The sequence below is a fragment of the Streptomyces griseoloalbus genome, assembly GCA_014650015.1.
GTDB lineage: Bacteria > Actinomycetota > Actinomycetes > Streptomycetales > Streptomycetaceae > Streptomyces > Streptomyces griseoloalbus.
In genome coordinates, this window is the sequence record BMUD01000008.1 from 83,823 (window position 1) to 110,590 (window position 26,768).

General features: G+C 76.4%; 3 protein-coding genes (1 of these 3 only partly in view). All 3 read left to right on the top strand.

Annotated features, from left to right (window positions below):
• Tightly spaced (each overlapping or abutting the next), the 3 genes in view from IE178_RS14475 to IE178_RS14485 form a layout consistent with a single transcriptional unit that may run on beyond the window.
• Nucleotides 1-25,305: the 3' portion of a lonely Cys domain-containing protein gene (locus IE178_RS14475; RefSeq protein WP_193512535.1), read on the top strand. The gene continues 14,283 nt to the left of window position 1, outside the view; 25,305 of the gene's 39,588 nt are visible here — the last part of the coding sequence; its start codon lies off the left edge, out of view; it ends in the stop codon at nt 25,303-25,305.
• Nucleotides 25,292-26,059 (top strand): type VII secretion system-associated protein, encoded by a 768-nt coding sequence (locus IE178_RS14480; RefSeq protein ID WP_193512536.1) that lies wholly within the window; start codon nt 25,292-25,294, stop codon nt 26,057-26,059. Before IE178_RS14475 ends, IE178_RS14480 begins: the two co-directional genes overlap by 14 nt.
• Entirely contained in the window at nt 26,052-26,729 is a 678-nt protein-coding gene (locus IE178_RS14485; protein ID WP_193512537.1) for a type VII secretion system-associated protein, read from the top strand. The genes IE178_RS14480 and IE178_RS14485 overlap by 8 nt, the downstream gene beginning before the upstream one ends.
• The last annotated feature ends 39 nt before the right edge of the window (nt 26,730-26,768 follow it).

Here is a 26,768-nt window from a genome sequence, read left to right on the forward strand (position 1 = left end):
GCCGAACGCGACACGCTCTTCACACCCCCGCCGATGAACGTCCGCCGCGGCGCGCCCACGCCCAGCGCGGAGGCCCTGGAAGGGCACCTGCGCCGTCACCTCTCCGAGGCCCCGTGGGGCCCGGCGGCCGACCGCGCGGTGGCCGAGTGGGCCGCCGCCGCGACCGGCACCACCGTCACCCTGGTCGAGGAGAACGGCACCGCCCACACCTACCCCGGCCCGTCCTCCGACTCCCCCCACCTGCGACTGCGCCGCCGAGGCGGGGACTTCGCGCCCCTGCTCCCGCGCACCCCGGCACCCGAGCCGGCGGCGAACTCCGCGCCGTCGGCCGGCACCCCGGCAGCCGAGCCGGCGGCGAACCCCGCGCCGTCGCCCGGCACCCCTGCCGGCGGCGACGTCCCGGGCCTGGACGGCGAGGAGGAGGCGTACGAGCTGAGCACGCTGTCCGGCGCCGAACCGAAGACCGGGCAGACGACCGGGCCCGAGGACGGCCCGGCGTACCAGCAGCCGCCCAGGCGCCGCAGCGGCATGCCGCGGACCGAGTCCGAGGCGCTGGCGCAGTTCCGGTTCGACGACCCGAGCGACAGCGACAGCGACACCGACAGTGAGGACGGCGCCGCGCGGACCGTCCCGGAGGTCTGGCTCGACACCCTCTTCGGCCCCGCCGCCCGCAGCGACTACTCGCACGAGACCCTCGTCGACACGGCGGAGTCACTGCGGGAACTGGCGCGGGCGAACGCCGCGCCGACGTCCGTCGCCACCGGAGTCCGGGACGAACTGAACGAGCTGGCCCGGGAGGTGCTGGGCCTCGACGACGACGCCGCCGTGCAGGGCCGGCACCTGATGATGCTCGGCTCGCTGGCGCTCAGCGCCTCCCCGGAGGAACTCGCCGACGCCGACCGCCTCGCCGAGTACCTGACGCGCCACGACGCCGCCCTGGGCCGGGACACCCACGTGCAGACCGCGAACGGCGTCGCGCGGAACTGGATCGGCACCGGCGACCAGGTGCCGCCCCTGAACGCCTACGGGGTGGAGACCGAGGACGGCGGCCTGACCACCTGGACCGCGCCGTGGACGCAGCCGTACGTCGTCCTCGCCCAGGAGGGCACGGAAGCCGTCCACCTGGTCACGCCCCGCGGCAGGTTCACCCTCGACGACCCCGGTGAGATCGCGCGGCTCGTCACGCGGGACCCGGGGCGGCCCCCGGGCGCCGACATCGTCCTGGCCTTCCCGCACGACGACATCGAGTTCCTGGCCCGGCACGTCGCCGACCTGACCGGCTCCAAGGTCTGGTACTCGGAGCACGACCCCCGTCCGTCCACGGACTGGCGGTCCGGCACCGACCACATCACCCTGGGACCCGTCCCCGATGGCCCCGGCACCGCGTGGACCTCCGTCGGACCGGGCACGGACGACGGCAGCGAAGGGGACGTCGCCGACATCGTCGACCTGTACGGGGGCGACTCCGAGCACGCCGAGGGCGTCGAAGCGCGCCGGCCCAAGCCGCTGACCACGAGGGACTACGGCGTCGTGGACCACCGCGGCGAGGGCGTGCTCTTCCGCAAGCCCGGCGCCGTCCGGGACGCCCGGCAGAGTCCGCGGGCGCTGACGGACTCGGAGGACGCCCCCGAACTCAGCATGTCCATGCAGGACTACCACGAGACGCTCGCCACCGAGCGGCCGGTGCTGCGGATCTCCCCGGACCGTACGCTCGCGGTCGAGAACGGCGCGTACGGGCAGCAGGTCTTCGCGACGCCCGAGGCCGTCGCCCGCGCGTCGGTCGATCTGGCCCGTGCGGGTCTCGCGGTGCGGCTGCGGACCGACGAGGACCTGAGCATCCTGCTGCCCACGCCCGACGGGGGCAGCAAGCGGCTGTTCCGCGTGACGCCCGACTTCCTGACCCGCTCCGGGCAGTCCTCGGAGGAGGTCTGCCGGGACTTCGCCGACATGCTGGCCGAGAACTCCCGCACGTCGCACATGGTCTTCCGCGATCCCCGCACCGGCCTGGTGGTCACCGCGCCGGTCAACGCCTCCGACGGGGTGGAGGTCACCGGCACGCACCACCTCGCCGACGCCCTGGGCCGTGTCGCGGACGGCGACGTGGCGCCGGAGACGGCGGATCCGGCGTGGGCGGCCTCGTACGTCCGCCGCGACGACCGGCCCACCGGCGGCGACGCCGGTCCGCTGCCCGGCCGCGCCTACGGCAGCGCGCTCAGCCTCGCCGAGCCGGTCGACCCGCGCCGCGACGCCCTGTCGGACGCCGCGCGCCGGATCGGGATCAACGAGTACGCGTGGGCCGGCGTCGGCGAGGGCTACGTCGTCCAGTCCGTCGCGGCGCAGGGCGGGGAGGGCCAGCCGAGCCTGGAGCACAACTACGCCAAGCCGCAGGCCGCCGCCAACCGCTCGCACTTCGGCTATCACTTCGGAACCGTGGTCCTGGCCAGCGAGGACGGCAGCACCCAGATCTCCCTGGAGAACCACGCGCGCGCCTCGCAGCGCAACAGCTGGCACCGCAGGGCCGTCGAGATGAACCTCAGGAAACACAGCCTGGACGGTCTGCGGGAGACCGCGGCGCGCCTGCGCGGCGAGATCGAGCAGCGGCAGGAGTCCGGCGGCGAGGAGCACCTCACCGAGCTGCGCGGCTACCTCGATCTGACGCTGGCCCTGGTACGGGCGAAGCAGGCCCAGACGGAGATGCGCGCGGCGCCCGCCGGTTCACCGGAGCGCGCCGCCGCGCAGCGCACCCTGGAGGGCGCCACCCGGGCCGCCGCGCAGCGCGTCGGCCGGATCGAACAGGTCATCCCGGGCAAGCACCAGTGGTACATGCGGATGTACTCGCAGCGTCCGGGCGAGTCGGCTCACGACACCAACGCGGAACTGCTGGCCGACAAGCCCGCGGCGGAGGCCAATCCGCTCACCGCCGTGGTGGTCCGCGGCCAGCAGGCGCTGCCGGTGTCCCTCTCCTTCGACAAGGGCGCCACGCAGACGCCCGACGGCGCCCAGCACTCCCTGCGGTACCTGGCCAAGGTGGTGGCCAGGACCGCCCTGTGGAACACCGCCAACGGGCTGCCGCTCCCGGACGTCAAGGTCACCGGCCGGCGCGGCGGGCTCCTGACCGGCCGGGACATCGCGAAGGCGCGCGCCGAGGCGGTCGCGGCCTCGTTCCGGCAGGAGCTCGCCGACGCGCTGGCGGCGCTCCAGGACGGCACACCGGGGCCGCACGTCACCGCCGACCGGTTCACCGTGGAGCCGGTCTCCGCGCGCGACCGCCGGGTGACCGCGTCCGAGGCGGGCACCGGCACCGTGGACATCACGGTCGAGGACCACCGCGGCGGGCCCCGGCAGGTCGCCACCCGTGGTCCGGGCGGCGCCCGGGGCGGTCTGCCGGGCGGTTCGCCCGACGACGGTCTCGACCCGGTCGCGGAGCAGTGGCCGATCGGCCGCCCGGTCACCGTCATGCGGCCCCGCTACGGCGGTGTCGACCCGAACGCGGTCGTCCCCCTCACCGGCGTACCGGCGCTCGCCGCCTCCGGGCCCACCGCCACGGCGGACACCCCGCCCGGCACAGGAACGGACACGGGCCCGGACACGGGCGAGGGAGCGGGCAAGGGCAAGGGCAGGGCGACGGACACCGGCACCGGCCCGGACGCGGCGCCGGACACCGAGGGGCCCCGGCCCGGCCGGTGGTTCACCTACACCCGTCCCGCCGAGTCGCGCTCGGAACCGTTCCGCTACGACGTCGCCGACACCGGGCACATCAGGCTGCCCGGCGGTCCGGAGATCCCGCCGTCCGGGTGGACGCGCTTCGGCCACGACTTCGTGCACGAGGCGACCGGCGCGATCCTGCGCGGCGACAGCGGCTGGATCGGCCGGGTGGCCAACATGGACACCCTCGCCCTCGTGATGGCCGACCTCGACCACGACGTGACACCGCACCGGATCGTGGCGGACTCCACGGCCCTGTACCTGGTGCCGGAGAACGGCGGCGACACGGCCCTGCGCATCCCGCTGCACCAGGACGCCGACACCGCCCCGCAGCCGCAGCCGCAGCCGCAGCCGCAGCCGCAGACGCAGACGCGGACCGCGACGGACCCGGCGGCCGAGCCCGCACCGCCGCCCCGTGCGCGCCTCGACGACCGCCCGCGGATCGTCGTGCGGTCCGCCTTCGACGTACGGCGCTTCGCCCACGGCGGGGAGACCGTCACCGACCTGACCGTGCGCCTCGCCCTGCGCGGGGACGGCGAACGCACCGACACCGACGCCGTGATGGAGCGGGTGCTCCAGGGCGTCGAGGAGTTCTACAACCGGCCGGGGCACCGGCTGCCGGGCGGCGACCGGCTGCACGTCACCGTCGAGCGGGTCGCGCCGGACGAGGACCCCCACCTGACGGTGGACCTCGTCGACCGGGACCGGCCCATGAACCAGCGGGCCTGGTGGGCCGACGCCGACCCGGTGGAGTTCGCGCACGAGCTGGGGCACCAGCTGTTCCTGCGGGACGAGACGCGCGACGCGGACCACCCCGGCCGGCTGCACGCGCCGGGCAGCCTGCTCGGCCCGTTCCGCGAGACCGCCCCCGACGGGCTGGCGCAGACCGGTCTGCGCCCGCGTCACCTCCAGCTGTGGGCCGCGGTCGCCGGAGACGTCGAACTGCACACCCCGCCGGACGGCACGAGCTGGGCCGACGCCCGCCGCGGCGCCCCGGTGGAGCGCCGGGAGCCGGCGTGGGTCGACCCGGTGTCGCTGCCCGCGCCCACCCCGGACACCGGCCCGGACGGCGCGGTCCCGCCGCCGCTGCCGGCCGGCCGCGGCCTGTCCCCGCTCGCGGAGGCGTCCGACGAGTCGGACTCCGAGCCGGACTCCGACGACGACGAGCCCCCGGTCTGGACCGACCCGGGCTGGCTGGACCTGCTGTTCGGCCCGTTCCGGGCGACCGTGCCGCGCGACCGGCTCCGGGAGACCTCCGAGGCCGTGTACGACCTCGTCGTGGAGCAGGCCGGCGGACGGGAGACGCAGCAGGCGCTGCGCGGCGGACTGGTCCGCCTCGCCCGGCAGGTCCTGCACATGGACAGAGCGGCCGGGCCCGGGCCCGCGGACTTCCACCTGCTCGGCTCGCTGGCGCTCGACGCCTCCTCCGACGACCTCGCGACCGCCGACGCCCTCTCCCTGTACTTCGTCGAGCGGCAGATCGAGACCGGGCGCGGCGCCCTCGACGAGGCCACCCTGCTGCGCGACGACGCCGGCAACCCCGTGGGCCGCGACTACACCGCGCCGGGGCAGAGCGTCCCCGAACTGGAGTCGTACGCCGTGCGCGGCCGGGGCCGGGTCGTGCCGCAGCCCGCGCCGTGGCGGAACCCGTACCTGGTCGCCGCCCGCCCGGCCGGCCGCGCCGTCGAGATCGCCATGCCGGGGCGCACCTTCCTGGTGGACAGCCCCGAAGAGCTCGCCATGCTCATCTCGTACGACGCCCGGCGGCCCCGGGGCGCGGAGATCGTCCTGGCGCTGCCGCCGGCGTACGCCGCGACCGTGGCGTCCCTCGTCGCCGGGACGACCGGCCGCCGCGTCTGGTACCCCGAGGCGCCGGTCGGCGTGGCCACGCACCCCACGGCCGGCACCCGCCACCTCATGCTGGAGCTGGGCGCCGCGGACACGGGCGCGCGCTGGGCCTCGACCGAACCGCCCGCGGACGGCGGTCTGCCCGGGGCCCGCGACCTCGGCGGCGAGAGCGAGCCCGACACCGACGACGACGGGTCCACCAGCGACGGGGACGCGGAGTTCGACCGCATGGTCGAACAGGCCGTCCAGGAACGGCGGATCGAGGAGCGCAGGGCCCGGCCGCTGACGACCCGCGACTACGGCGTCATCGACCGGCACGGCGACGGCGTCCTGTTCACCCCGCCGCCCCCGGTGACCGCCGGGGACGTCCGGGCCGACGACGGCACGGACGCGCCCGCGCTGGTGATGCCGCGCCAGGACCAGGGCACCGTCCGGACGGCCGACCGGCCGCCGCTGCGCATCTCCGAGGACCGCACCCTGGCGACGTTCGCGCCCGAGGACGGCGGGAACGGCCGCAGCCGCCAGGTGTACGCCACCCGCGCGGCGATCGAACGCTCCTCGGCGGCGCTGGCGGCGGCCGGGGCCGGGGTGCGGCTGAAGGCCGACGAGTCGGTGGGCGTGCTGCTGCCGAAGGACGACGGCTCCTACGGCGAACCCCTGTTCCGGGTGGAGCCGGAGTTCCTGACGGAGTCCGGCACCTCGGAGCACGCCTTCACCCGGGACTTCGCCCAGATGGTGGCAGGCGAGTCCGCCGCGCCCCTGTCCCACATCGCCTTCCGCGACCCGTCCGGCGCGGTCACCACCGCCCCGGTGAACGGCCTGCACGGCCGGGAGGTCACCGGCACCCACCACCTGGCGCAGGCGCTGACGGAGGTCGCCGAGGGCGCGCGGCCCGCCGACGGCGTCACCCCCCGCTGGGCCGCCCGCCAGACGGGCCGGGACAACCGCTTCACCGGTGGCGTGGTCGGCGCGCCCACCCCCGGCGAGCGCTACGGCAGCGCCCTGAGCTACGAGCCGCGGGACAACCCGCTGCGCACCCCGCTGGCCGCCGCCGCGCGGCGCATCGGCGTCAACGAGCACGCGTGGGCGGGAGTCGGCGAGGGCTACCTGATCCAGTCGATCAGCACCACGAACGACAGCGGCGCGCAGCTGTTCACACACAACCACGCCAAGCCCGGCGACCCGGTGGGCCCGCACGCCCCGTACCACTTCGCGCAGGTGGTGCTGGCCAGCGAGGACGGCACCCACCAGATCACGCTGGAGAACGAGAACCACTCGCGCGGCGAGATCCCGGCCGGACTCCTCGACGACGTCATCGACGAGAACCTCGACCGCTACGGCGAGGACGAACTCGACCGGCTGGCCCGCTCGGCCGAGCAGCGCGCCGCCGAGGCGCGGCGCGCCGGCGACGACGGGACGCGGACCGCCCGCCTGGACGGCTTCGCGCGGGCCGCCAGGGCACTGGCCGAGGTCCACCGGGCCGAGCAACTGCCCTGGTACTTCGACGAGGACCGGCCCGAGCACGCCCTGGCGGTCCGTGAGGCGGCCGGCGCGCGAGCCCGCGCCAGGGAGGTGATCCGGGCCGCCGCGCCGGTGGTCGAGCACAAGGACCAGTGGTTCTTCCGGGCCTACAGCAAGCGGCCGGGCGAGTCCGCCCACGAGGTCAACGCGGCCCTGCTGTCGGAGGGTTCGCCCGCGGTCGTGAACCCGCTGACGACGGTGGTGCTGCACGGCCACGCGCCGCGCAGGTACCAGCGGACGATCCGGTTCGAGGAGCAGGAGCACGCGCTCTCCGCCGCGGACGCCGACACCATCGACGGCCTGGCCACGACGCTGGCCCGCGCGGGCCTGTGGAACCGCGCGCACGGACTGCCGATGCCGGCGGTCACCGTCACCGGCCACGGCAACCGTTCGCAGAGCAGCGGGCAGAAGCGGGCCGACGCCGTCGCCAAGGCGCTGGGGGCCAGGCTGGGCCAGGTCCTGCGGACGTTCCAGGGCGGCGGGGGCGGGTCGCGGCCCGTCACGGTGCGGGACTTCGCCCTCACCGTGGACGCCAAGCGGGTGCGCAGCGCCACCGACCCGGCGCAGGGGCGGGTCGTGACGGTCGACATCGACGACCGCCGTCAGGTCCCGTCGGCGCCGGCGGGGCAGGCGGGTCCGTCGGCTCCGGCGGTTCCGGCGGGTCCGGGAGCGTCGGGCCGTACGACGCCCGCCGGCGCACCCGTCCGGTCCGACGAGCCCACGCGGCCGGTGAGCACCGCGCCCGCACCGGCCACCGGACCGGGGACCACCACCGACCCGGCGACCACCACCGACCCCGCGACGGCCACCGACCCGGCGACCACCACCGACCCGGCGACGGCCACCGGCCCTGCGACGGCCACCGACCCTGCGTCCACGCGGCCCGCGTCCGCCGGGCCCGTGACCGCCGAGTCCGGTCCGGCCGGTTCCACGGCCGGTGGCGGGCGGGCCAGGTCACGGCCGCCGACCCGTCCCGGGCAGCCGGGCCGGGAGCGCCGGAACAGCGACGCCCCGCCGTGGGTCCGGGCGCGCATCCGCTACGCCGAGGAGTCCGCCGCCTTCGACAAGCGGCTCGGCGCGTACCTGGCCGAGCACGAGGCGGTGGTCGCCGAGTACCGGAAGATGGCGAACGCCGCGTGGGCGACGGCCCGCCGGGACCATCCGCGCAACCTCGCTATGTTCGGCGACACCAGCAAGTACAAGGCGGGCGTCGTCGGCACGTCCCGCCCGGCACTGCAGCAGGTGCTGCGCAGCGGCAACCTGCGGGAACTGGTGGCGCTCCTGTACGAGGGCATCTCCAAGGACTTCGTGCCGTCCATGCTCGGCGGCCCCGAGGAGCAGCACCCGGAGATCGCGGCGGAGCGGCCGAGCCGGCGGCAGCGCGACGCCTACGCCGAGTTCACCCGGCGCTTCGGGGAGATCCAGGCCTCGGACCTGCCCGCCGAGGAGAAGGCGGCGGCGGTCGAGGAGCTGGAGCGGTCGGTGACGATCCGGACACGTCCGGAGGACGCGCGTCCGCCGCTGAGCGGGGCGGAGCGCCTCTTCGCGGTCAACGACTCCGGGCTGACGTGGATGCCCGCCACCTCGGTGTACGACATCGCGATGAGCGCGGACTTCCAGGGGCGTTCGGAGGACACGGGCGGGCTGGTGGCCACCGGCACCGCCGGATCCACGTACCGCTTCATGCTGCACGCCGCCCGGATGCGGGACCAGTGGGGTCTCGACCTGGACCTGGGGCTGATCCGGGCCGGAATGCTCGCCGTCTCGCTGACGGTGGACCACCACACCTTCCACGAGGTGATGCGCGGCGCCCAGCTCGCCCTGAACGACGTGGCCGGCCACGACCCGCGGCTGGACTACACGGACAACTGGGGCCGCTACTGGAACGTCCACCCGTTCAGCGAGCGGGAGTTGCGCGAGCACGTCGCACGCGACGGCCTCTTCCCCGACGAGCATGCCCAGCGCCTGCTGGACGAACTCGAAGGGAATCCGGCGACGGCCACCGGCCCCCGTGACGGCGGCGGCACCCGCTCCGTGCTCCCGCACCGCCCCGGACCGTCCGGCCGGACCATTCACACCCGGCCCGTCGCCGCCGAGCCGAACCACCCGGTGCCGCAGCTGCCGAGCCCTCCGGTGCCGCAGGCGCCGAACCCGTCCGGCACCCCCACCGCCGGGCAGAACCCGGGCGGCACCGCGCCCGTGACCGTGCTGCCCGACGAGGCGGAGCGGCACCGGGAGGCGGTCCTCGACGCGCTGTACGGCCTGGGCGCCCTCAACGGCGTCGACCGCGAGCGGGCCGACCGCGCGCTGGAACGGCTGGACCGGCTCCGGGACGCCGACCCCGACCTGCGCGGCGGCTTCCTGGACCTGGACGCAGTGGTCCGCCGGGTGCTGCTGCTCGACCCGTCCGACACGGTGAACGCCGCGGCGCGCGGCGCCCTGGTCCGGCTGGCGACCGCCCCCGTCACGGCCGGCGCCGGCACCCTGGCCGCGCTGTCCGCCCACTACCTCGCCCAACGCGGCGCGTTCCACGCCGACTTCCGGCTCACCGACGCCCAGGGCCGCCCGCGCGGCTGGAACTGGCTCGGCCGCCCCCTGCCGGCCGACTTCGACACGGGCAGCACCGGCAGGATCTCCCGCGCCGCCGACGGCACGACCAGCCACAGCGGGCCCGAGCCCGCGCCGTGGCGGCCCACGTCCGGCGACCCCGACCCGTATCTCGTGCTGCTGTCCGCCCGGCCGGACGCGGTCGTGGTGCGCGGGCTCGGCGGCTTCGCGCGCCCCGTGCCGCCCGAGGTCTTCCACGAGCTGATGGCCCTCGACCGCGACCTGGCGGGCCACCCCGCCCGGCCGCCGGTGCTGCTCCACGTCGAGCGGTCCGCCGCCGACTCCCTCGACCTGCCGCGCGGGCTCGCCGACCGGCTCGGCCGCGACGTGTGGGCCACCACCGGACGGGCCGGCATCGGCCGCCTGCCGAACGTGCCGGGCCGCTCGATGGTCCTGCTGCTGGACGAGGTGAAGCAGGCGCCGCGCGGTCAGTGGTTCGTCAACACCCCGGCCCCCGCCGGTACGCTGCCCGCCGCCGAGCCGGACGACCGGGTGTCCGCCCTCTCCGTCGCCACCCAGGACCACCGGTCCATGGGCTACATCTCGATGGACCTCTCCGAGGCGCCGGGCGGCGGCTGGGCGCGGACGCTGGCGCACAGCCGGCTCGGCACGGTCACGTCCTACACCCACCTGCGCAACGCCTACGGCCCCGGCGGCGACCCCGCCCCCCTGCCGTGGACCGAACTCAACCTGCCGGCGCCGTACTTCGCCAACAACCACGGCACGCCGGGCGCCGTCGTCTGGCACACCCCGCAGGGCCGGCGGGACGACGACGGGCCGCGCTTCGCCCGCACGCTGGCCCGCCGCCGCAGCCTGGCCTCGCTCGCCCCGGAGCACCCCGTGGTGCTGCTCATCTGCTACGCGGCGACACCCGCCGGCATCGGCGAGGTGCCCGGGTACCACGTCGAGGGCCCGCTGCCGTTCGTGCCCGACCCGCTCGGCACCGTCGCGGTCGGCCAGGACACGGCCAACGAGACGGGCCGCACGGTGTTCGCCACGCAGTTCATGAACTCCACCGGCGAGACCCGGCCCGGTGATCCCACGACGTACATCGGGGTCTTCTCCGACGCGCGCGGCCGTACCCGGCCGTGGGTGATGTTCCGTCCGGAGCCGGCTGGGGACGCGCTGGACCGGCGGGCCCGCGACGCCGGGCTGCACCAGGGCCCCGGGCCCGTCCCGGAGGCGACCCGCGAGCGGACCCTCAGGCTGGTGCGCGCGCTGCGGCAGGTCTTCGGCCCCACGGTCGACGAGACCGCCGAATACCCGGACCTGCTGCGCGGCATGGGCGCGCTCGACCTGATGCGCGAGGCCGACCCGCGGCTGGACCGCGACGGCGCCCGCCGGTTCACCCTCGACCTGTACCAGCAGATCCTCACCGGCTACCACGGCGGATTCCCGGCCGGGCAGGTCCCGCAGTACACGCCGGACCACCACCGCGGCCTGCTGGCGGAGGCGGCACGACGGTGGGACGCCGGCGCGCGCGGCCCCCTGACCGGCTGGATCGGACTGCCGGGCCTGGTCCGCATGCTCGACAGCCTCGCCGCATCCTCCCACCGCGAGACCGTCGCCCGGCAGGTCCTCGGACTCGACGCGGGTGACCCCTTGGGCGAGGACGAGTGGTCGCGGCTGCTGTGGGCGTCGTACCGGATCGCCGAGGTGACCGGCCCCCAGCCGGACCGGGGCGCGTTCGCCGCCGCGGTGCTGCACCTGCCCGCCCCCGACCCGGCGCGGTACGGCGAGGCGGTCCTCGTGGCGCGGCGGGCGGCGGCCGCGGGCCGCGACCCGTGGCAGTTCCACGAGGTGGCCGCCCACCACCTGGAGCAGCAGGGCGCCCTGGACGCCGACCGGCTCCTGACGGACGGTCAGGGCGAGGCCTGGGGCCGGGGGCTGGACGGCGCCAACCGGCCGCCCGGCACGTTCGACCCCTCCGTGGTCACCCTGCTGGGGTACGCGCCCGACGGCACGCTCGTGCCGGTCGGCACCGAGCCCGCGCCCTGGAAGGCCGACCCGTACCGTCCGGCGCCCTTCGTGTACGTCGCCGACGGTGACGCCGGCGGGCTCCGCATGCCGGGTCCGGTGCCGCCGAGCGAGTTCGGCGAACTGGTGCTGCGCGACCCGCAGTTGCTGGGCATGGACGGGTACGCCGAGGTCGTCGCTGTGGTGCCGCACGCCCGGCCGTCGGGCGCCCCGGCGCAGGGCAGCATCCCGGGCGAGGGCGCCCGCAACTCGGCCCGCAACTGGTGGAGCACCGACAGCGCCACCACGCTCCACCACGACCCGGCGACGGGGACGTACACCGTCGCGCTGCTGCCCGGCCCCGACGGCCGGCCGGCCGCGCCCGGCACGTGGGGGCGGACCACACCCGCCGAGGGCGACCCCGCGGGCACGGGCACGGTGACCAACGGGACGGCGCCGGGTATGGCCGTGGCGGCGCCCAACACCGCCGCGCCCGCGCCTTCTTCCACCGGAACCCGAGCCGATGACACGGACGGCACGGACGGCGCGGACGGCACCGGCGAGGCGGTCGGCCTCGCGGCCGCCTGGGACGCGCACGCGTCGGCGCTGGCCGGGTTCCGCGCGGCCGCCGCCGAAGCCGCGACGACGGAGCGGATCAGCGGCGACGGGACGGCGGTGGCCGACGCCTGGGCCGCGGTCGACGACGCGCGCCGCGCCCTGGAGGACGCCGAGGCGCACCTGTGGACCCTGGGCGTCACCCCGGACGAGCTGGGCGCGGCGCGGGACACCGGCGACCCGGCCGGCACCGGGAGCGGCCTCGGCGCGGACACCGGGGACGCGGTCCCGGCCGTCCCGGCGGACGCCGACGGGCGCCGCTGGATCGCGGCGCGGATCACCGACGACGACCTGCCGTCCGGCCTGCCCGCCCCCTCACCGGACGAGACCGTCGGCACGGACGAGCTCGCCGCCGCGGGCATCACGCTCTCCCCGGGCCAGCAGATCGAGCTGATGCTGCGCGGCGACGACCGGCTGCCCGCGACCACACTGGAGGCCCCGGACCTGGCCCGGGTGCGGATGGCGCGGCCCGGCGCCTGGACGGACGCGCAGGCCACGGCGGCCGCGAACGCGTCGCGGCGGCTGTGGGCGCGGGAGTACGCCGACTTCGCGGACGCGGTGCCCGAGGGCACCGACGCGGCGGACACCGCCCGTGCCTGGTCCGCCGCCGTCTCCCTGGTCCTGCCGGCGGAGCCGCACCCGGTCCTGGCCGACGCCCGGTACGCGGGCGACGGCTTCCGCGACGCGGTGCGCCGGGTCGCCGGACACCTGCTGGACGAGGGGACCGGCACCGGGGCCGTACCGGTGTCCGCCGCGGAACTGGCCGACACCCTCCGCACCGGCCTGGGCCTGCACCCGCGCTGGACCACGCCCGCCACGGACGCTGCGGCCCCCGACGGCACGCATGTCACCGACCCCGCGACCGCGGCCACCCCGGACGTCACGGCACCCGCCGGAACGGGCTCGCCGACGGCGGCCCCGGCGCCGCTGCCGCAGACCGGTACGAGCAGTACGACCGGTACGACCGGTCCGGAGGCGGCGGCGACCCCGCTGCCGCAGTCCGGAACCGGCGCGGACATGCCCGACATCGACATGACGAACGCCGGCGACATCGACATGTCGATCCTCGACGACCTCGACCTGTCGGCCTTCGACGCCTTCGACTTCGACACCGTCGACTTCGACGCCTTCGACTTCGATTTCGGCCTCGACCCCTCCGGACCGGACGCCGGCGACCAGGAGATGACCGACGCGGGCCCGACCGGAACCGACGCGGACCCGACCGCCGTGACCACGGAGAACGGGCAGCAGGTGTTCGCCGCACCGGCGGCGACCGCCTCGTCGGGCCGCCCGCTCGCCCCGCTGCCCCGGCTGAGCCTCGTCCAGTTCGACCAGGGACGGACGACCCCCTCGTCCGACGCGCGGCAGGCCGTCGAACGGCTGGCGTTCCAGGTGGCCAGGGCCGGTCTGCGCAACCGGCGCACCCGGGTGCCGCTGCCGAAGGTCGACATCGCCGGGTACGGCGCCGACGGCCGGCAGGAAGGCACCGCGCAGGTGCGGGAGCAGGCCGCCCGGCAGCGCGGCGACCAGCGCGCGCGAACCGCGCACGACCTGTTCACGCAGAAGCTGGAGCACGCGCTGAACACCCTCCAGCGGAACCTGCCGCAGGACCGCCCCCGGCTGACCGCGAGGGACTTCAAGGTCACCTCGCGCGGCCGGGCCAGGGTCCCGGGCCAGGGCGCCACCGTGGGCTCCGCCCAGCAGGTGAGCCGCGCGGACCTCGGACGGCAGGCCACGATCGCCGTCACCTCGACCGGCCACGCCGCCGCCGTGGAGACCCTGGACGCGCTGCGCCGCGCCGACCGGACGCTGCGCACCGGGGCGCTCGACGTGGACGCGGTCGCCCGGCGGATCCTGCACCTGGAACCGTTCGTGCTCGTCGACCCGGAGATGCGCAAGGACCTGTACGCCATGGTGGAGCGGGCGACCGCGGCCGGGCGGGCGGACAGCCTGGCGGCGCTCACCGCCTTCCAGCTCGACGAGGCGGGCGTGCTCGCGGCGGACCGCGCCCGGCACCTCACCGTCGTCGGGAACCGCGTACCGGGCCTGAACTGGGACGGGTCCGACACCGCCGAACTGGACGGCCTCTTCATCGAGGGCCTCACGCCCGACCCGTCGGGCGGCTTCCTTCCGGGGATGCCCGACCTGGCCCCGTGGGCGTGGGACGTGACGCCCTACGTGGTCCTGGCCGACGGGCGCCACGACGCGGTGACGGCACGGCTGCCCGACGGCACGACACAGGACCTGGACCCGGACGAGTTCGCCGAACTGGTCGCCGCCGACCCGGCGCTGAAGGGCCTGCCCGCGGGCGCCCCGATCGTGCTGGCCGTGCCCTTCGCCGGCGACCGCTACCTCGACCTGCCGAGGAAGGTCGCGGACCGCACCGGCCGCACCGTGTGGGTGCACAGCGGCCTGGCCCGCCGCCACCCCGACCCGGCCACCGCGCAGAGCACCATCGCCGTGATCCGGCGGGACGGGCTGCCGCACGGCTCCTGGCTGCCGGTCCGGCCCGGACTGGCGCCCGACACCGACGACGGCGCCCCCGACTGGCACCGCGACGTGGTGTCCCAGCCCGTCGTCAGCACGCTGACCGGGCAGCAGATCGGCCGCAGCCTGCACGATCCGTCCGAACTGCCCTCGCGCGAGGACCACTTCGCGGCCCTCGACCAGATGACGCAGTTCGTGCACTTCAACCCGGCCACGGGCACGTACTCCGCCAAGCTGCCGCTCCCCGACCCCGGCCCGAAGGACAAGGCGTACCACCTCGCGGGCCACGGCCTGCCCGGCGCCCTGATGATGCCGCTGGCCGGCGGCGGGTCGCGGACGGCCGACCGGCACGAGGCGGGGGAGTGGCTGCGCCGCCGCAAGAGCCTGTCCGGACGGCCCGCGGACCACTGGGTCGACATGGTGGTCTGCTACTCCTCGGCCCCGCAGGACGGCGCGGTGCAGGACCTCTCGCAGGTCGGTTCCTCCTTCCCGGTGCCGTTCGCCGCCGATCCGCTCGAGGACGACGCGATCTCCCTGGGCCAGCACCTGTCGAACACCACCGGACGCACGGTGCGCATGTCCTACGCCCTCCAGGGCGCCTTCCACTACCAGGACGACCCGGTGCGGGTGCTGTTCACCGACGCCCGCGGACGCCGCTGGTGGTGGGAGACCAGCCGCCCGGAGCCCGGCGAGGCCGAACTGGACCGGCTGGCGACCCTCGCCGGCATCGAGGGCGAGCCGACACCGCGCACCCGGGCCGAACTGCTGCGCGTGGTGCGGACCCTGCGGCTGGTCCTCGGACCCGACGTGGAGGACGCCGACGACTACCCGACGCTCCTCCTCGGCGCCGCCGCGATCGACAACATGTGGCACGTCGATCCGGACCTCGGCCCGACCGGCCCGTTCTCGCCGGACCTGCTGCGCCGGGTCGTCGCGGCGCACCCGCAGGCCGCGTCCGGGGCGGACCGGCAGGCCACCCGCCGGGTGCTGGCCGCGGCGGCGCGGACGTGGCGGTCCGGGGCCCGGCTGGGCGTGAGCCGGTTCGTGCACCTGCCGGTGCCGCTCTCGGCCGCCGGATGGCTGCGGGACACGGCCGCGGTGGAGGCGGCGGCCGTCGCCGCGCTGAAGCTCGCCGGCCCCGACGACGTGGGACCGGCCGTGCGGGCACGGATGTTCTGGGCGCGGGTCAAGGCGGAGGAGACACTGCGGGCGGCTGGCCCGGACGCGGACGCGCTCACCACGAGGGTGCTGCACCTCGACCCCGCCGTCGAGGTGGACGACACGCTGCGCGGCGACGCGCTGACCCTGCTCACCCGCGGTTTCGCGGCGGGCCGTGACATGACCGACGCGGACGTGGCGGCGGCGTACGACCTCGAGGCGCGCGGTGCCTTCGACGGGTCCGAGGCGTCCCCGACCATGGGGCTCGTGCTGGGTGACGGCCGCGACTGGAAGGACGGCGCGGCCTCGCTGCCGGCGCTGGACAGGTTCCGGGTGGCGGACGCGGTCGTCGACGCCCCGTGGGCCGGACAGGACGCGTCGGGCAAGGACAAGCCCGTCCCGTACCTGGTGCGGGCGTCCGTCGACCTCCAGGACGGCAACCTCCTGCACGTGGGCTTCGGCGGCGAGTCGTTCCCGGTGCCGGCCGCCGAGTTCGCCGAACTGCTCGCCGCGGACGTGCGGTTGCGGCGCAAGGACCTGACGACACCGGTCCTGCTGGTGGTCGACGGGTTCGACGGGCCCGCCCCGGGCGTCGCCGACGTGATCGCCCAGCGGCTGGGCCGCGGCGTGTGGTGGAGCCGCTTCCCGGTGGAGCTCTCCGGGACGGACGACGCGGGCACTCCGGTGCCCACGCTGGTCGATTCGCTGATCACCCTGACCAGCCCGACGGCCGCCGACTGGCAGGAGGCCCGGCCCGTCGACCAGGGCACGGCCCAGGAGGGCCGCCGCCCGGTCGACCCGCCACTGCCCGCGGCACCGCGCACCGACAGCGGTATCGCTACCGAAACCGGTCCCGGTACGGACGCCGGTCCCGGTACGGACACCGGTCCCGGTACGGACGCCGGTCCCGGTACGGACACCGATGGCGGTACGGACGCCGATGCCGGGAGCACGGGCGGTGACGGCACGGCGAGCGCTGCCCCCGCCAAGGCGCGTTCCTCGGCCGGGGAGCCCATGGAGGGCGTGGAGATGACCTCGGTGCCGGTGCCCACCGGCCCCGCATCCACCACCCCGGTGTTCACCAGCCCGGTCGCCCCGCCGTCGGCCCGCCCGCTGCCCGCCCTGCCGTCCCGCGGCCTGGTGGCCTACGACCCGGGGAAGACCGCGCCGTCCAGGAGCGGCGAGCAGACGCTCGAACGGCTGGCGTCGCAGGTGGCGGCCGCCGGACTGCGCAACCGGCGGGCGGGCGCCGCACTGCCGCGCCTGTCGATCACCGGGTACGGCGCCGACGCCCGCCGCGGGGACGGCCCGCAGACCGCCGAGCAGTCCGCGACGGCCAGGCGGCGCGGACAGACCGCGCGCACCCAGTTCCTGCGGAGGCTGGACCGCGCGCTGAACGACCTCCAGCAGGGCCTCCCCGCCGGTGAACCGCGCCTGGCCGCAGCCGACTTCACCGTCGGACTGCGCGCCCTGGCCCGCGTCCCCGCCGACTGGACGGGCACGGGCGCCCTCGACGGTGTGACCCCGTCCGCCCTGGGCCGGCAGGCGCTGTTCAGCGTCTCCCTGACCCCGGACGCCGCCGCCGTGCAGACGCTGGACACCCTGCGCGGCCACGAACGGGCCCTGCGCGCGACCCCGTTGGACGTGGACGGGATCGCCCGCCGCGTGCTGCACCTCGGCCCCGGCGCGGCCGTCGGCCAGGACACGCGCGAGGCACTGTTCGGTCTGGTGGACCGGGCGACGGCGGCCGGCGCGGCGATCAGCCTGGCCACGCTGGGCGCGTTCCACCTGGCGGAGCTGGGCGTCCTCGCGCCGGACCGCGCACACCACTTCACCGTCGGCGGCCACCGCGTCCCGGGCCTCAACTGGAACGGCGACGACGACATCGCCGAGCTGGACACCACCCGCGGCGACCGGCTGGAGGACAACGCCACCGGCGGCTACGACATCCTCGACACCACGCCGACCCCCTGGCCCACCGGCGTGACCCCCTACGTCGTCGCCGCCGACGGAGGGCACGACCGGGTGGAGGCACGGCTGCCCGACAACTCCACGCGTGAGCTGGGCGTCGACGAGTTCGTGGAACTGGTCGCGGCGGACATCGCCCGGGAGGGACTGCCCCAGGGCACCCCGGTCGTGCTGGCCGTCCCCTTCGCCGCCGACGGCTACCTCGACCTGCCGCGCAGGCTCGCCGACCGCACCGGACTGACCGTGTGGGCGCACAGCGGCGAGGCGACCCTCAGCTCGGCCCCCGGCTCGGTGAGCACCGTCGACACCGTCCGGCGCCCCGGAGTCCCCCAGGGCGACTGGATCGCCAGCCCGCCCGGCCTCGGCCCCGACCCCGACGACGACGTCCCGGACTGGTACGACGAGGTCGTCACCCGGCCCCTCGTCAGCTCGGCGACCGGCAGGCAGATCGGCCGCGCCTCCCACCACGCCGCCGAGTACGCGCGGGACTTCGAGGACGACGACCGCCACCTCGACCGGATGTCGACGTTCGTCCACCTCTACCCGGCCACCGGCCGCATCTCCACGGAGTACGACCTTCCGCGCCCGGGCCCGGAGAACACCGCCTACCGCCTGGACATGCACGGCGAACCCGGCCTGCTCCAGCTGGCCATGCGGGACGGCAGCGTGCGGCTGGTCGACGAGCGGGAGGCCGGGCCGTGGCTCAGGCGCCGCAAGAGCCTGGCGAGCCTGCCGAAGGACCACTGGATCGACCTGGTGGTCTGCTGGAGCGGCGCGCCCAGGGGCAGCGCCGTGCCGGCCCCGGACACCGTCGCCGACGCCTTCCCCGGCCCGTTCGTCCCCGACCCGCTGCGCGACGTCTCCATGGGGCAGCACCTGGCGAACTCCACCGGACGCACCGTGCGCCTGGCCTACAGCGCGCAGGGGACCCGGGGGAGCAACGGCCGGTACACGCGCACGCTGTACGCCGACGCGCAGGGCCGCCACCGGGCCTGGGACCTGTTCCGGCCCGAGCCCGCGGACGCGGAGCTGGACCGCCTCGCGGAGCTGGCCGGGATCTCGCCCGGCGACGGGCAGGTGTCGGACGAGATGCGCACCGGGACGCTGCGCCTGGTGCGGGCGCTGCGTCTGACATTCGGGCACGACGTGGACGACGCCCCCGACTTCACCGACCTGCTGCGCGGCGCCGCGGCGATCGACCACATGTGGCGCGCCGACTCCGACTTCGACGACGCCGGCCCGTTCACCCTCGACCTGCTGCGCCGGGTGGTCGCCGCGCACCCGGAGGCCGCGTCCGGAGTGAACCAGGACGTCACCCGCCGGGTGCTGGCCGCCGCCGCCGAGCAGTGGGCGATGTGGCCCGGCGACCAGCTGGCCGGCTTCGTGGACCTGCCGGCGGTGGAGGCCGCCGCCCAGTGGATGCGCGACGGCGACCCCGACGACGAGGCCGCCACCGCCCTGGACATCGAGGCCGACGAGGTCGGCGAGGTCGAGCGGTCGCGGATCTTCTGGGCGCGGGTCAAGGCCGAGGAGGCGCTCACCGCGCCCGGCCTGGACCTGGAGGACTTCATCGGCCAGGTGCTCCACCTGACGCCCGGCGCCCGCCCCGGCGTGGCGGAGCGCGACGAGGCGCGCGACCTGCTCACCCGCGCCTTCGCGGTGGGCCGCGACGCCTCCGACCCGGACACGGCGGCGGCGTACGAACTGGAGGAGACCGGGGCGTACTCCGCCACCGGGCTGCGCACGGTCCAGGACGGGGCCCGCGGCGGCGGCCGCGACTTCACCGGCGGACAGCGGCCGGCGAGCGTCGACCTGGCGCAGTTCCGCACGCCCGCGGGGCTGGTGGACGCGCCGTGGAAGCAGGGCCCGGACGCTCCGGTCCCGTACCTGGTGCGGGTCACCCCGGACCGGCAGGACCCGGAGCAGCTGCACCTGTCCTACGACGGTGCGTCGTACCTGGTGTCCGCCGACGAGTTCCTCGAACTGATGACGCACGACCTGCCGTTGATGCGCAGGGAGCTGACCACGCCCGTCGTCCTGGCGTTCGCGGGCCCGTCCGCCGACGCCGGGGACCTGGCGGCGCGGACCGCGCAGTGGCTGGGCCGGTCCGTGTGGTGGACCGACTTCCCGTCGGACCTGTCCGGGACCGGTGACTCCGGCGAGCCGGTGCTGACGCTGCACGCCTGGTCCGCGTTCGGCGGCGCACCGGGCACCGACGCCTGGCACCGGGCGAGCCCGGCCCAGTCCGCCTCCCCGGAGGACGCGCCGCGCACCCTCCCGGCACCGGTGCCCCGCTCCACCGGCCGCGACACCGCACCCCCGGCCGCCCCCACCGGGCCGGGCCGCACCCTGCCGGCCGACGCGGACTGGGCCTTCAGCACGGCGCCTGACACGGCGACGTCTGACACGGCGGTGTCCGAGACGGCCGGGTCCGGCAGGGCTGCGTCCGACATGGCTGGGCACCACACAACCGCATCCGACATGGCCGGGCGGCACACAGCCGCGCCCGACACAGCCGCTCCCACCACCGCCCCCACCGCCCCCACCGCCCCCACCGCCCCCACCGCCCCCGCCGCCCCGGACCCCCTGCTGTCCGCCGCCACGCTGCTGACCGGACGCGACGGCACCCCGCGCGGCCGCGACTGGACCGGCACCGGCCTCACCACCCCCGACGTCTCACGGATCCGGCTGTACGAGCAGCGGGACGGCCGGCTGAGCCGCGTCTCCGACGAGGCGGCGCCCTGGGGGGACACCGCCTACGTGGTGGCGGCCGAGGCCGGCTGGCACGAGGGACTGATCGCCGACGGCCGTGAGCTGGACCCGCGGGGGCTGGCCAGGCTGCTGGCCGCCGACCCCGCGCTCGCGGCGCTGCCGCCCCACGTCCCGGTGGTGCTGGTGAGCCCCTACGCGGGCGCCCAGGACGGCCAGTTGGCGCGGGCCGTGGCGGAACGGCTGGGCCGCAGGGTGTGGGCGCCCAGCGGCGACGGACGCCTCCTGGACCACGGCACCGACGGCACCGACGGCACCGACGAGGCAGGCGCCCCCGTGCCGGCGCTCGTCGACGCCGACCCGGACGACGCGTACGGCGACTGGGTGCCGTTCGATCCGCCGGCCGACGCGCCCGCCCCGGCCGTGGACCGCGAGTGGGTCACCGTGGACGGCGTGCGGTTCCGCGACAGCGACGTGGACACCCGCCCGCTGGTCGGCGCGGACCACCGCTTCGAGGGCCGTGAGTCGATGCCGGACGACGGCCGCAGGCGGCTGCGCGAACGACGGCTGCGGCACTACCGCGACATGCGGGAACGCGCCCATGTGCTCCGCCTCGGCGACGAGTTCCACGTCGTCGGCACCGAGGAGACCACCCCGGACCCCGAGGCGTCCGTCTACACCTTCCACGCGCACGGCGTGCCCGGCGGCCTGAAGCTCGCGCACAAGGACGGCCGGGTGCTGCTGCTGGGCGCCGAGGCCGGCGGACGCTACATCGGCGGGCTGCCCGAGGTGGTCCAGCGGGCGGCCGGCGACGACCTGCACGTCGCGGCCTGCTACGGCGGCGTGGCGGGCGACCCGCGGCGCGAGCAGTCCCTCGTCCGGCCCGCGCCGCCCGTCGAGGACCCCCTGGAGGAGGTCCCGCTCGCGCAGCACGCCGCCAACCACAGCGGACGCACCACCACCGCCGCCACCGGCAGGACCGGCTACAACGACACCGTGCGCCTGCTGGCGGCGACGCCCGACGGCACCCTCACCCGCATGGAGACCTTCCTGCCCGAACCGGTCGACGCGATCGAGGAGGTGGCCGAGGCGGCGGGCCTGCGCCCCCTCCCGCGCCCCTCGGGCGTCCCCGCCTGGGACGAACCGGGCCCGCGCGCCCTGCGCCTCGTGCGGGCGCTGAAGCTGGTCTTCGGCAACGAGGTGGAGGCCGACCGCGGTGTGCCCGGCGGCCGGTACGAACGTCTGCTGCGCGGCATCGGCGCGCTGGAGAACCTGCGGGCGAACGACCCCGCCCTGAGCACGCTCACACCACTGCGCATGGAACTGTGGGAAGCCCTCGCCGTCGCCCCGCCCGGCCAACCGGCCCCCGGACCCGCCGACTTCGAGGCCGTCCTCGACCGCGCCCTCGCCGCGCCGCCCGACGCCGCGCTCACCGCCGTATGGGACGCGCCCGCGCTGCGGTCCGCGTTGGACAGGATCGCGGCGGACGGCGACGCCGCCGTGCGGGCGGTGCTGCGGACACCGCCCACCGAGCCGGTCCCGCCGCGCGCCCACGCCCGCGCGCTGTGGGCGATGACCGGCGCGTCCCGCCTGCTGGACGCCAAGTCCCCGCAGGAGCGGGAACGGTTGGGCCGCGCGGCGCTGCATCTGCCCGCCGACGCCCCGTGGGACACGGCGGCGGACACCCGGCTGCGGGACCTCGCCGAACAGGCCCTCGCCGCCGGGCGGAACGCGACCCGCACCGGCGACCTGGCCGTCTTCCACCTGGAGACGCTGGGCGCCTTCGCCGACGAGGCCCGCATCCGCACACCCGACGGCACCCTCCAGGGCCGCGACTGGGGTCCCGCCCCGCTCCCCGGCGGGCTGGACCCCGCCCGCCTGCGGACGACCACCACCGGCCCCGACGGCACCGCCACCGCCACGACCCGGTTCGCGCCGTGGACCCGGCAGGGCGCCCCCGCCCCGTACTTCGCGCACGCGGGGACGGACCCCGACGGCACGGCGGTGCTGCGGCTGCCGGGCGGCACCGTGCGGGTCACCGAGGACGAGTTCTTCGCCCTGCTGGAGTCCGACCCCGAGCTGCCGCTGACGGACCACCGCCGGCCGCTCGTCCTGCTGGCGTCCGGCGACGGCGCCGGCCGGTGGAGCGCCCAGCGCGACTTCGCCCTCCGCAACGACCGGACCGTATGGACGTACGACGGCTCGCTCACGGCGTCCGAGGGCGACCCGGCGCGGCCCGGCCTCGTGACGGACCTGCCCACGAGCACGCCGGACGGGCCCCGGCACGGCACCTGGCACCGGACCCGCCCGGCCCTGCCCTCCGCCGACCCGACCGAACCGCGGGACGACGCCGAATGGCAGGCGACCACCGGCACACCGGCCGCGGCGACGGCCCTGCCCTACTCGGCCGACGGACAGTTCGACCGCCGGTACGAGGAGACGCTGGAGGCCTTCCCGGCCGTCGAAGCGACCGACCGCCACACGGTGTGGGGCTTCGGCCAGGACGACCCGGACTTCCACGTGTTCGCGGCCGAGATCCCCTCGCTCGGACTGCGCGGCGAGTACACCGCCGACGGCCCCTCCGCCGGCGGCGTCACCGACATGGACGGGCGGCTGTACTCCGAGGGCCCGTCCTGGGACTGGTACCTGCCCGGTCGTGGACTCGTCGCGTCGTCCCGCCTGGTGACGCGGCCGCAGGACCCGTCCGACCCGGACTCCCCGCCCGTACCGGTCACCTGGCCCGCCACCGGACCGGTCAGCGCGACACCGCCGGTCGACCCGGCCACCGTCGCCGCGGACCCGGCCGCGCTGGCCGGCGCCACGCTCCCCGACGCGCTGTGGCGCGACCACGACGGCCCGCTGTACCGCTTCAGCCCCGACGGGCCCGAACAGGTCTTCCGCGAGGGGCTCAAGCCGTACGGCCCCGAGATGGTGCACCTCATCGACCATGTGTACGGCGGCAGTTCGCTGGTCCCGGACACCGTCTTCGCGAGCACGACCGCGAACGCCGACTACGTCCGCGACAGCGCCCTCATGAACCCGCGGGGCGCCCCCGCCCTGTTCCGCCGCTACCGCTGGCGCTACGACATCCAGGCCCCCGGCGGCATCGACGTGAACGCCACGCTGGGCCTGGCCTCACCCTTCCCGGACCAGGAGGAGGTGCTGTTCCCGGGCGGCATCGACCGGCGGTTCATCCGCGGGGTGCAGCCGATGGCCGGTGGCACGCCGGTGGGACCGTACGTCGCCAACCCGTTTTTCGCCCCCGCCGCGACGGCGGTGACGGACGCGGACTTCGCGGGCCCGTCGGGGCAGACCGCCCGCCCGATCCTGGAGTCCTTCCCGGCCCTGTCCCTGGACGACGACTCGGACTCGGACGACGACCCGCGCCCGCTCCTGTCGCGCGACGACGACTCGGACGACGACCCGCGCCCGCTCCTGTCGCGCGACGACGACTCCGACGACGACCCCCGCCCCCTGCTCTCCCGGGACGACTCCGACTCCGACTCCGAGCCCGACTCCGACGACGACCCCACGCCCGTGCCTTCGCCCGCGCGGCGCCGGGAGCCGGCCACGGACCGGGAGGACACCCCGGTGCCGGAGGACCACCGGCACCGGACCGGGCCCGCCGGACGGACCGGTGACCTCCCCGCACCCCCCTGGGCCCTGGCCCGCATCCGCTACGCGCAGGAGGCGCTGATCTTCGAGCAGCGGCTGGCCGACCACCTCGGCGAGCACGAGCAGGTGAACGCCGAGTTCGGCAAGGTCGCACGGGCGTTCTGGGCGATCGCGCTGCACAACCGCACGGACTACCGGCTGTTCGGCAGCAACAGCGGTCTGGGCGGCGGCGCCGTCGGCACCTCGTTCGAGGACCTGGCCCGCGTGGTGGAGTCCGGGAACCTGCGCGAGCGGGTGAACTTCCTGTTCAACGGCGTGGCCAGGGACCTCGTCCCGTACCTCATGGGCGGTGTCGAACCCCAGCACCCGGTGATCGGCATCGAGCGCCGCGACCGGCACCGCACCGAGCAGATGAGGCGGTACGAGCGCGAGCGCGCCGAACTCCTCGCGGCGGGACTCGACCCCGAGGACGAGGAAGAGGAGATGGAGGAGCTGGAGGCGCTGGTGCGCACGCCGCTGCGCCCCTGGGAGGTCCGGCCCCCGCTCAGCCCGGCCGAACGGCGCCTCGCGGTCCGGGACGGCGTGCTGCTCTGGTCGCCCGCCGGACAGACCCACACCCTGCCGATGGCCGCCGACTTCCAGGCGCGTTCCGAGGACTCCGGAGGTCTGGTGCTCACCGGTACCTCCGGCAGCGCCTACCGGATCATCACGCACGTGGCGCGGCTGACCCGGCTCGCCGGTGTGCCCGTGGACCTCGGCCTGATCAGGTCCGGACTGGCGAGCGTGCTGGTGGGCGTGGGGCACCACAGCTTCCACGAGGTGATGGTCGGCGCCCAGCACGCGCTGGACGAGTTCGACCCCTCGGTGGCTTCGGTCTACGTGAACAACTGGGGCCGCTACTGGGACGTCCACCCGCTCACGGAGGAGGAACTGCGCACCCACGTCGCCCGCGAGGGCCTGTTCCCGGACGAGCACGCGCGGGCCCTGCTGGCCGCGCTGGAGGCCGACCGGGCCGCGGAAGCGGCGGCCGGGGGCGCCGGGGGAGCCGGGGGAGCGGGACGAGCCGGCGGGAACGCCGGAACGAGCGAAGGGAACGACGCCGATGGCCGCCGATGAGGAGACACCCGCACAACCCCCGCCGCCCGCCCCCCGCCCGGCGCCCCCCGCGACCGTCGCCCGCGACCAGCCCGGATTCCCGGTGCCGCCCGAGGACATCACCGCCGCGGCCCGTACCGCCCCGGACCACTGGCTGTCGGTGACCGACCGGCACTGGCTGGGCGAGACGGACGACGAGGTCCCGCCCCCGTGGGCGGTGCTCGGCCGCTGGCGCAGCGACGCGCACGGCGAGATCGTCGAGTGGGAGGCCAACCCGGACTACCGGCCCTCGCCCGCCGCGCTCGGCTGGGCCCCGCCGGTCAGCGACGCCGACGCCGCCGTGCAGCTGGCCGCCACCGGCTACGGTCCGGACGCCGACGTGGCCGAAGCCCTCGCGGAGGACGGCTCCGTGGCCGTGTGCGTGACCGAGGACGGGCAGCCGGCGTGGACCAGGGCGCCCGGCGGCACGTACGCGGTGCCCGTCTTCCCGCCGTCGCCGCGGGCGGCGGCCGACCGGCTGCCCGCGCATGTGATGATGACGCTCCCCGATCTCCTCGACCGGCTGCCGCCCGGCCGGGACGTGCTGTTCCTCAGCGCCTCCGCACCGGCGTCGCTCCTCGTCCCGGCGGACGAACTGCGGGCACGGGCGCAGGAGACGACGGGCGGCCCCGCCCCGCGCCCCCGGCACGGCCCGCCGGACCCCCCGGCAGCGGACGCCGCCCGCCCCAGCCCCGACAACACGGACCACCCCAGCAAGCGAGGACACGATGAGTGAGCCCGGCGCCGACGGCCCCGCCGCAGCCCCCCTGGACCCCGCGCCCCCCGAGGAGTTCGTCGAAGCGGCCAGGATGGCACCCGACCACTGGCTCTATCTGACCGACCCCGCCTGGCAGGGGGAGGGCGCGCCGCCGGAGTGGGCCGTGGTCGGCCAGTGGCGCTCCGACGCCGACGGGGAGATCGTCGAGTGGGAGGACAACGAGGAGTACCGGCCCTCACCCGAGGCGATGGGATGGCCCGAACCCGCCGACGACGTGGACCGCGCCATCCAGCTCGCCACCACCGGGTACGGCCCGGCGGAGGACGTCACCGCCGCCCTGGCCCGGGCCGAGGTCGCGGTGCTGGTCACGGCGGACGGCGAACCGGTGAGCGCGTCGGCGCCCGACGGCACGGCGGTGGTCCCCGTCTACACCTCCCCCCGCTACCTCCAGGCCGCCGGCCCGCTGGGGTTCACCCAGCTTCCGGTCGCCGACCTGCTCACCCGCATCCCCCCGGACCACAGCCTCTGCCTCAACAGCTCCGGCCCGGTCAGCATGGTGCTGTCCACGGACGGGCTCGCGGAGGTGCTGCGGGAGGCGGCGAAGGATGCGGTGGCGGGGGAGCGGGAGGAGACAGCGGCTCCGGCGGAGGAGCCGGTGGAGACGGCAGACCTCCACCGCGGGCCGTGAGCCCGCAGAAGGAAAAGTCTCCTTTGACGGGTCGCCGGT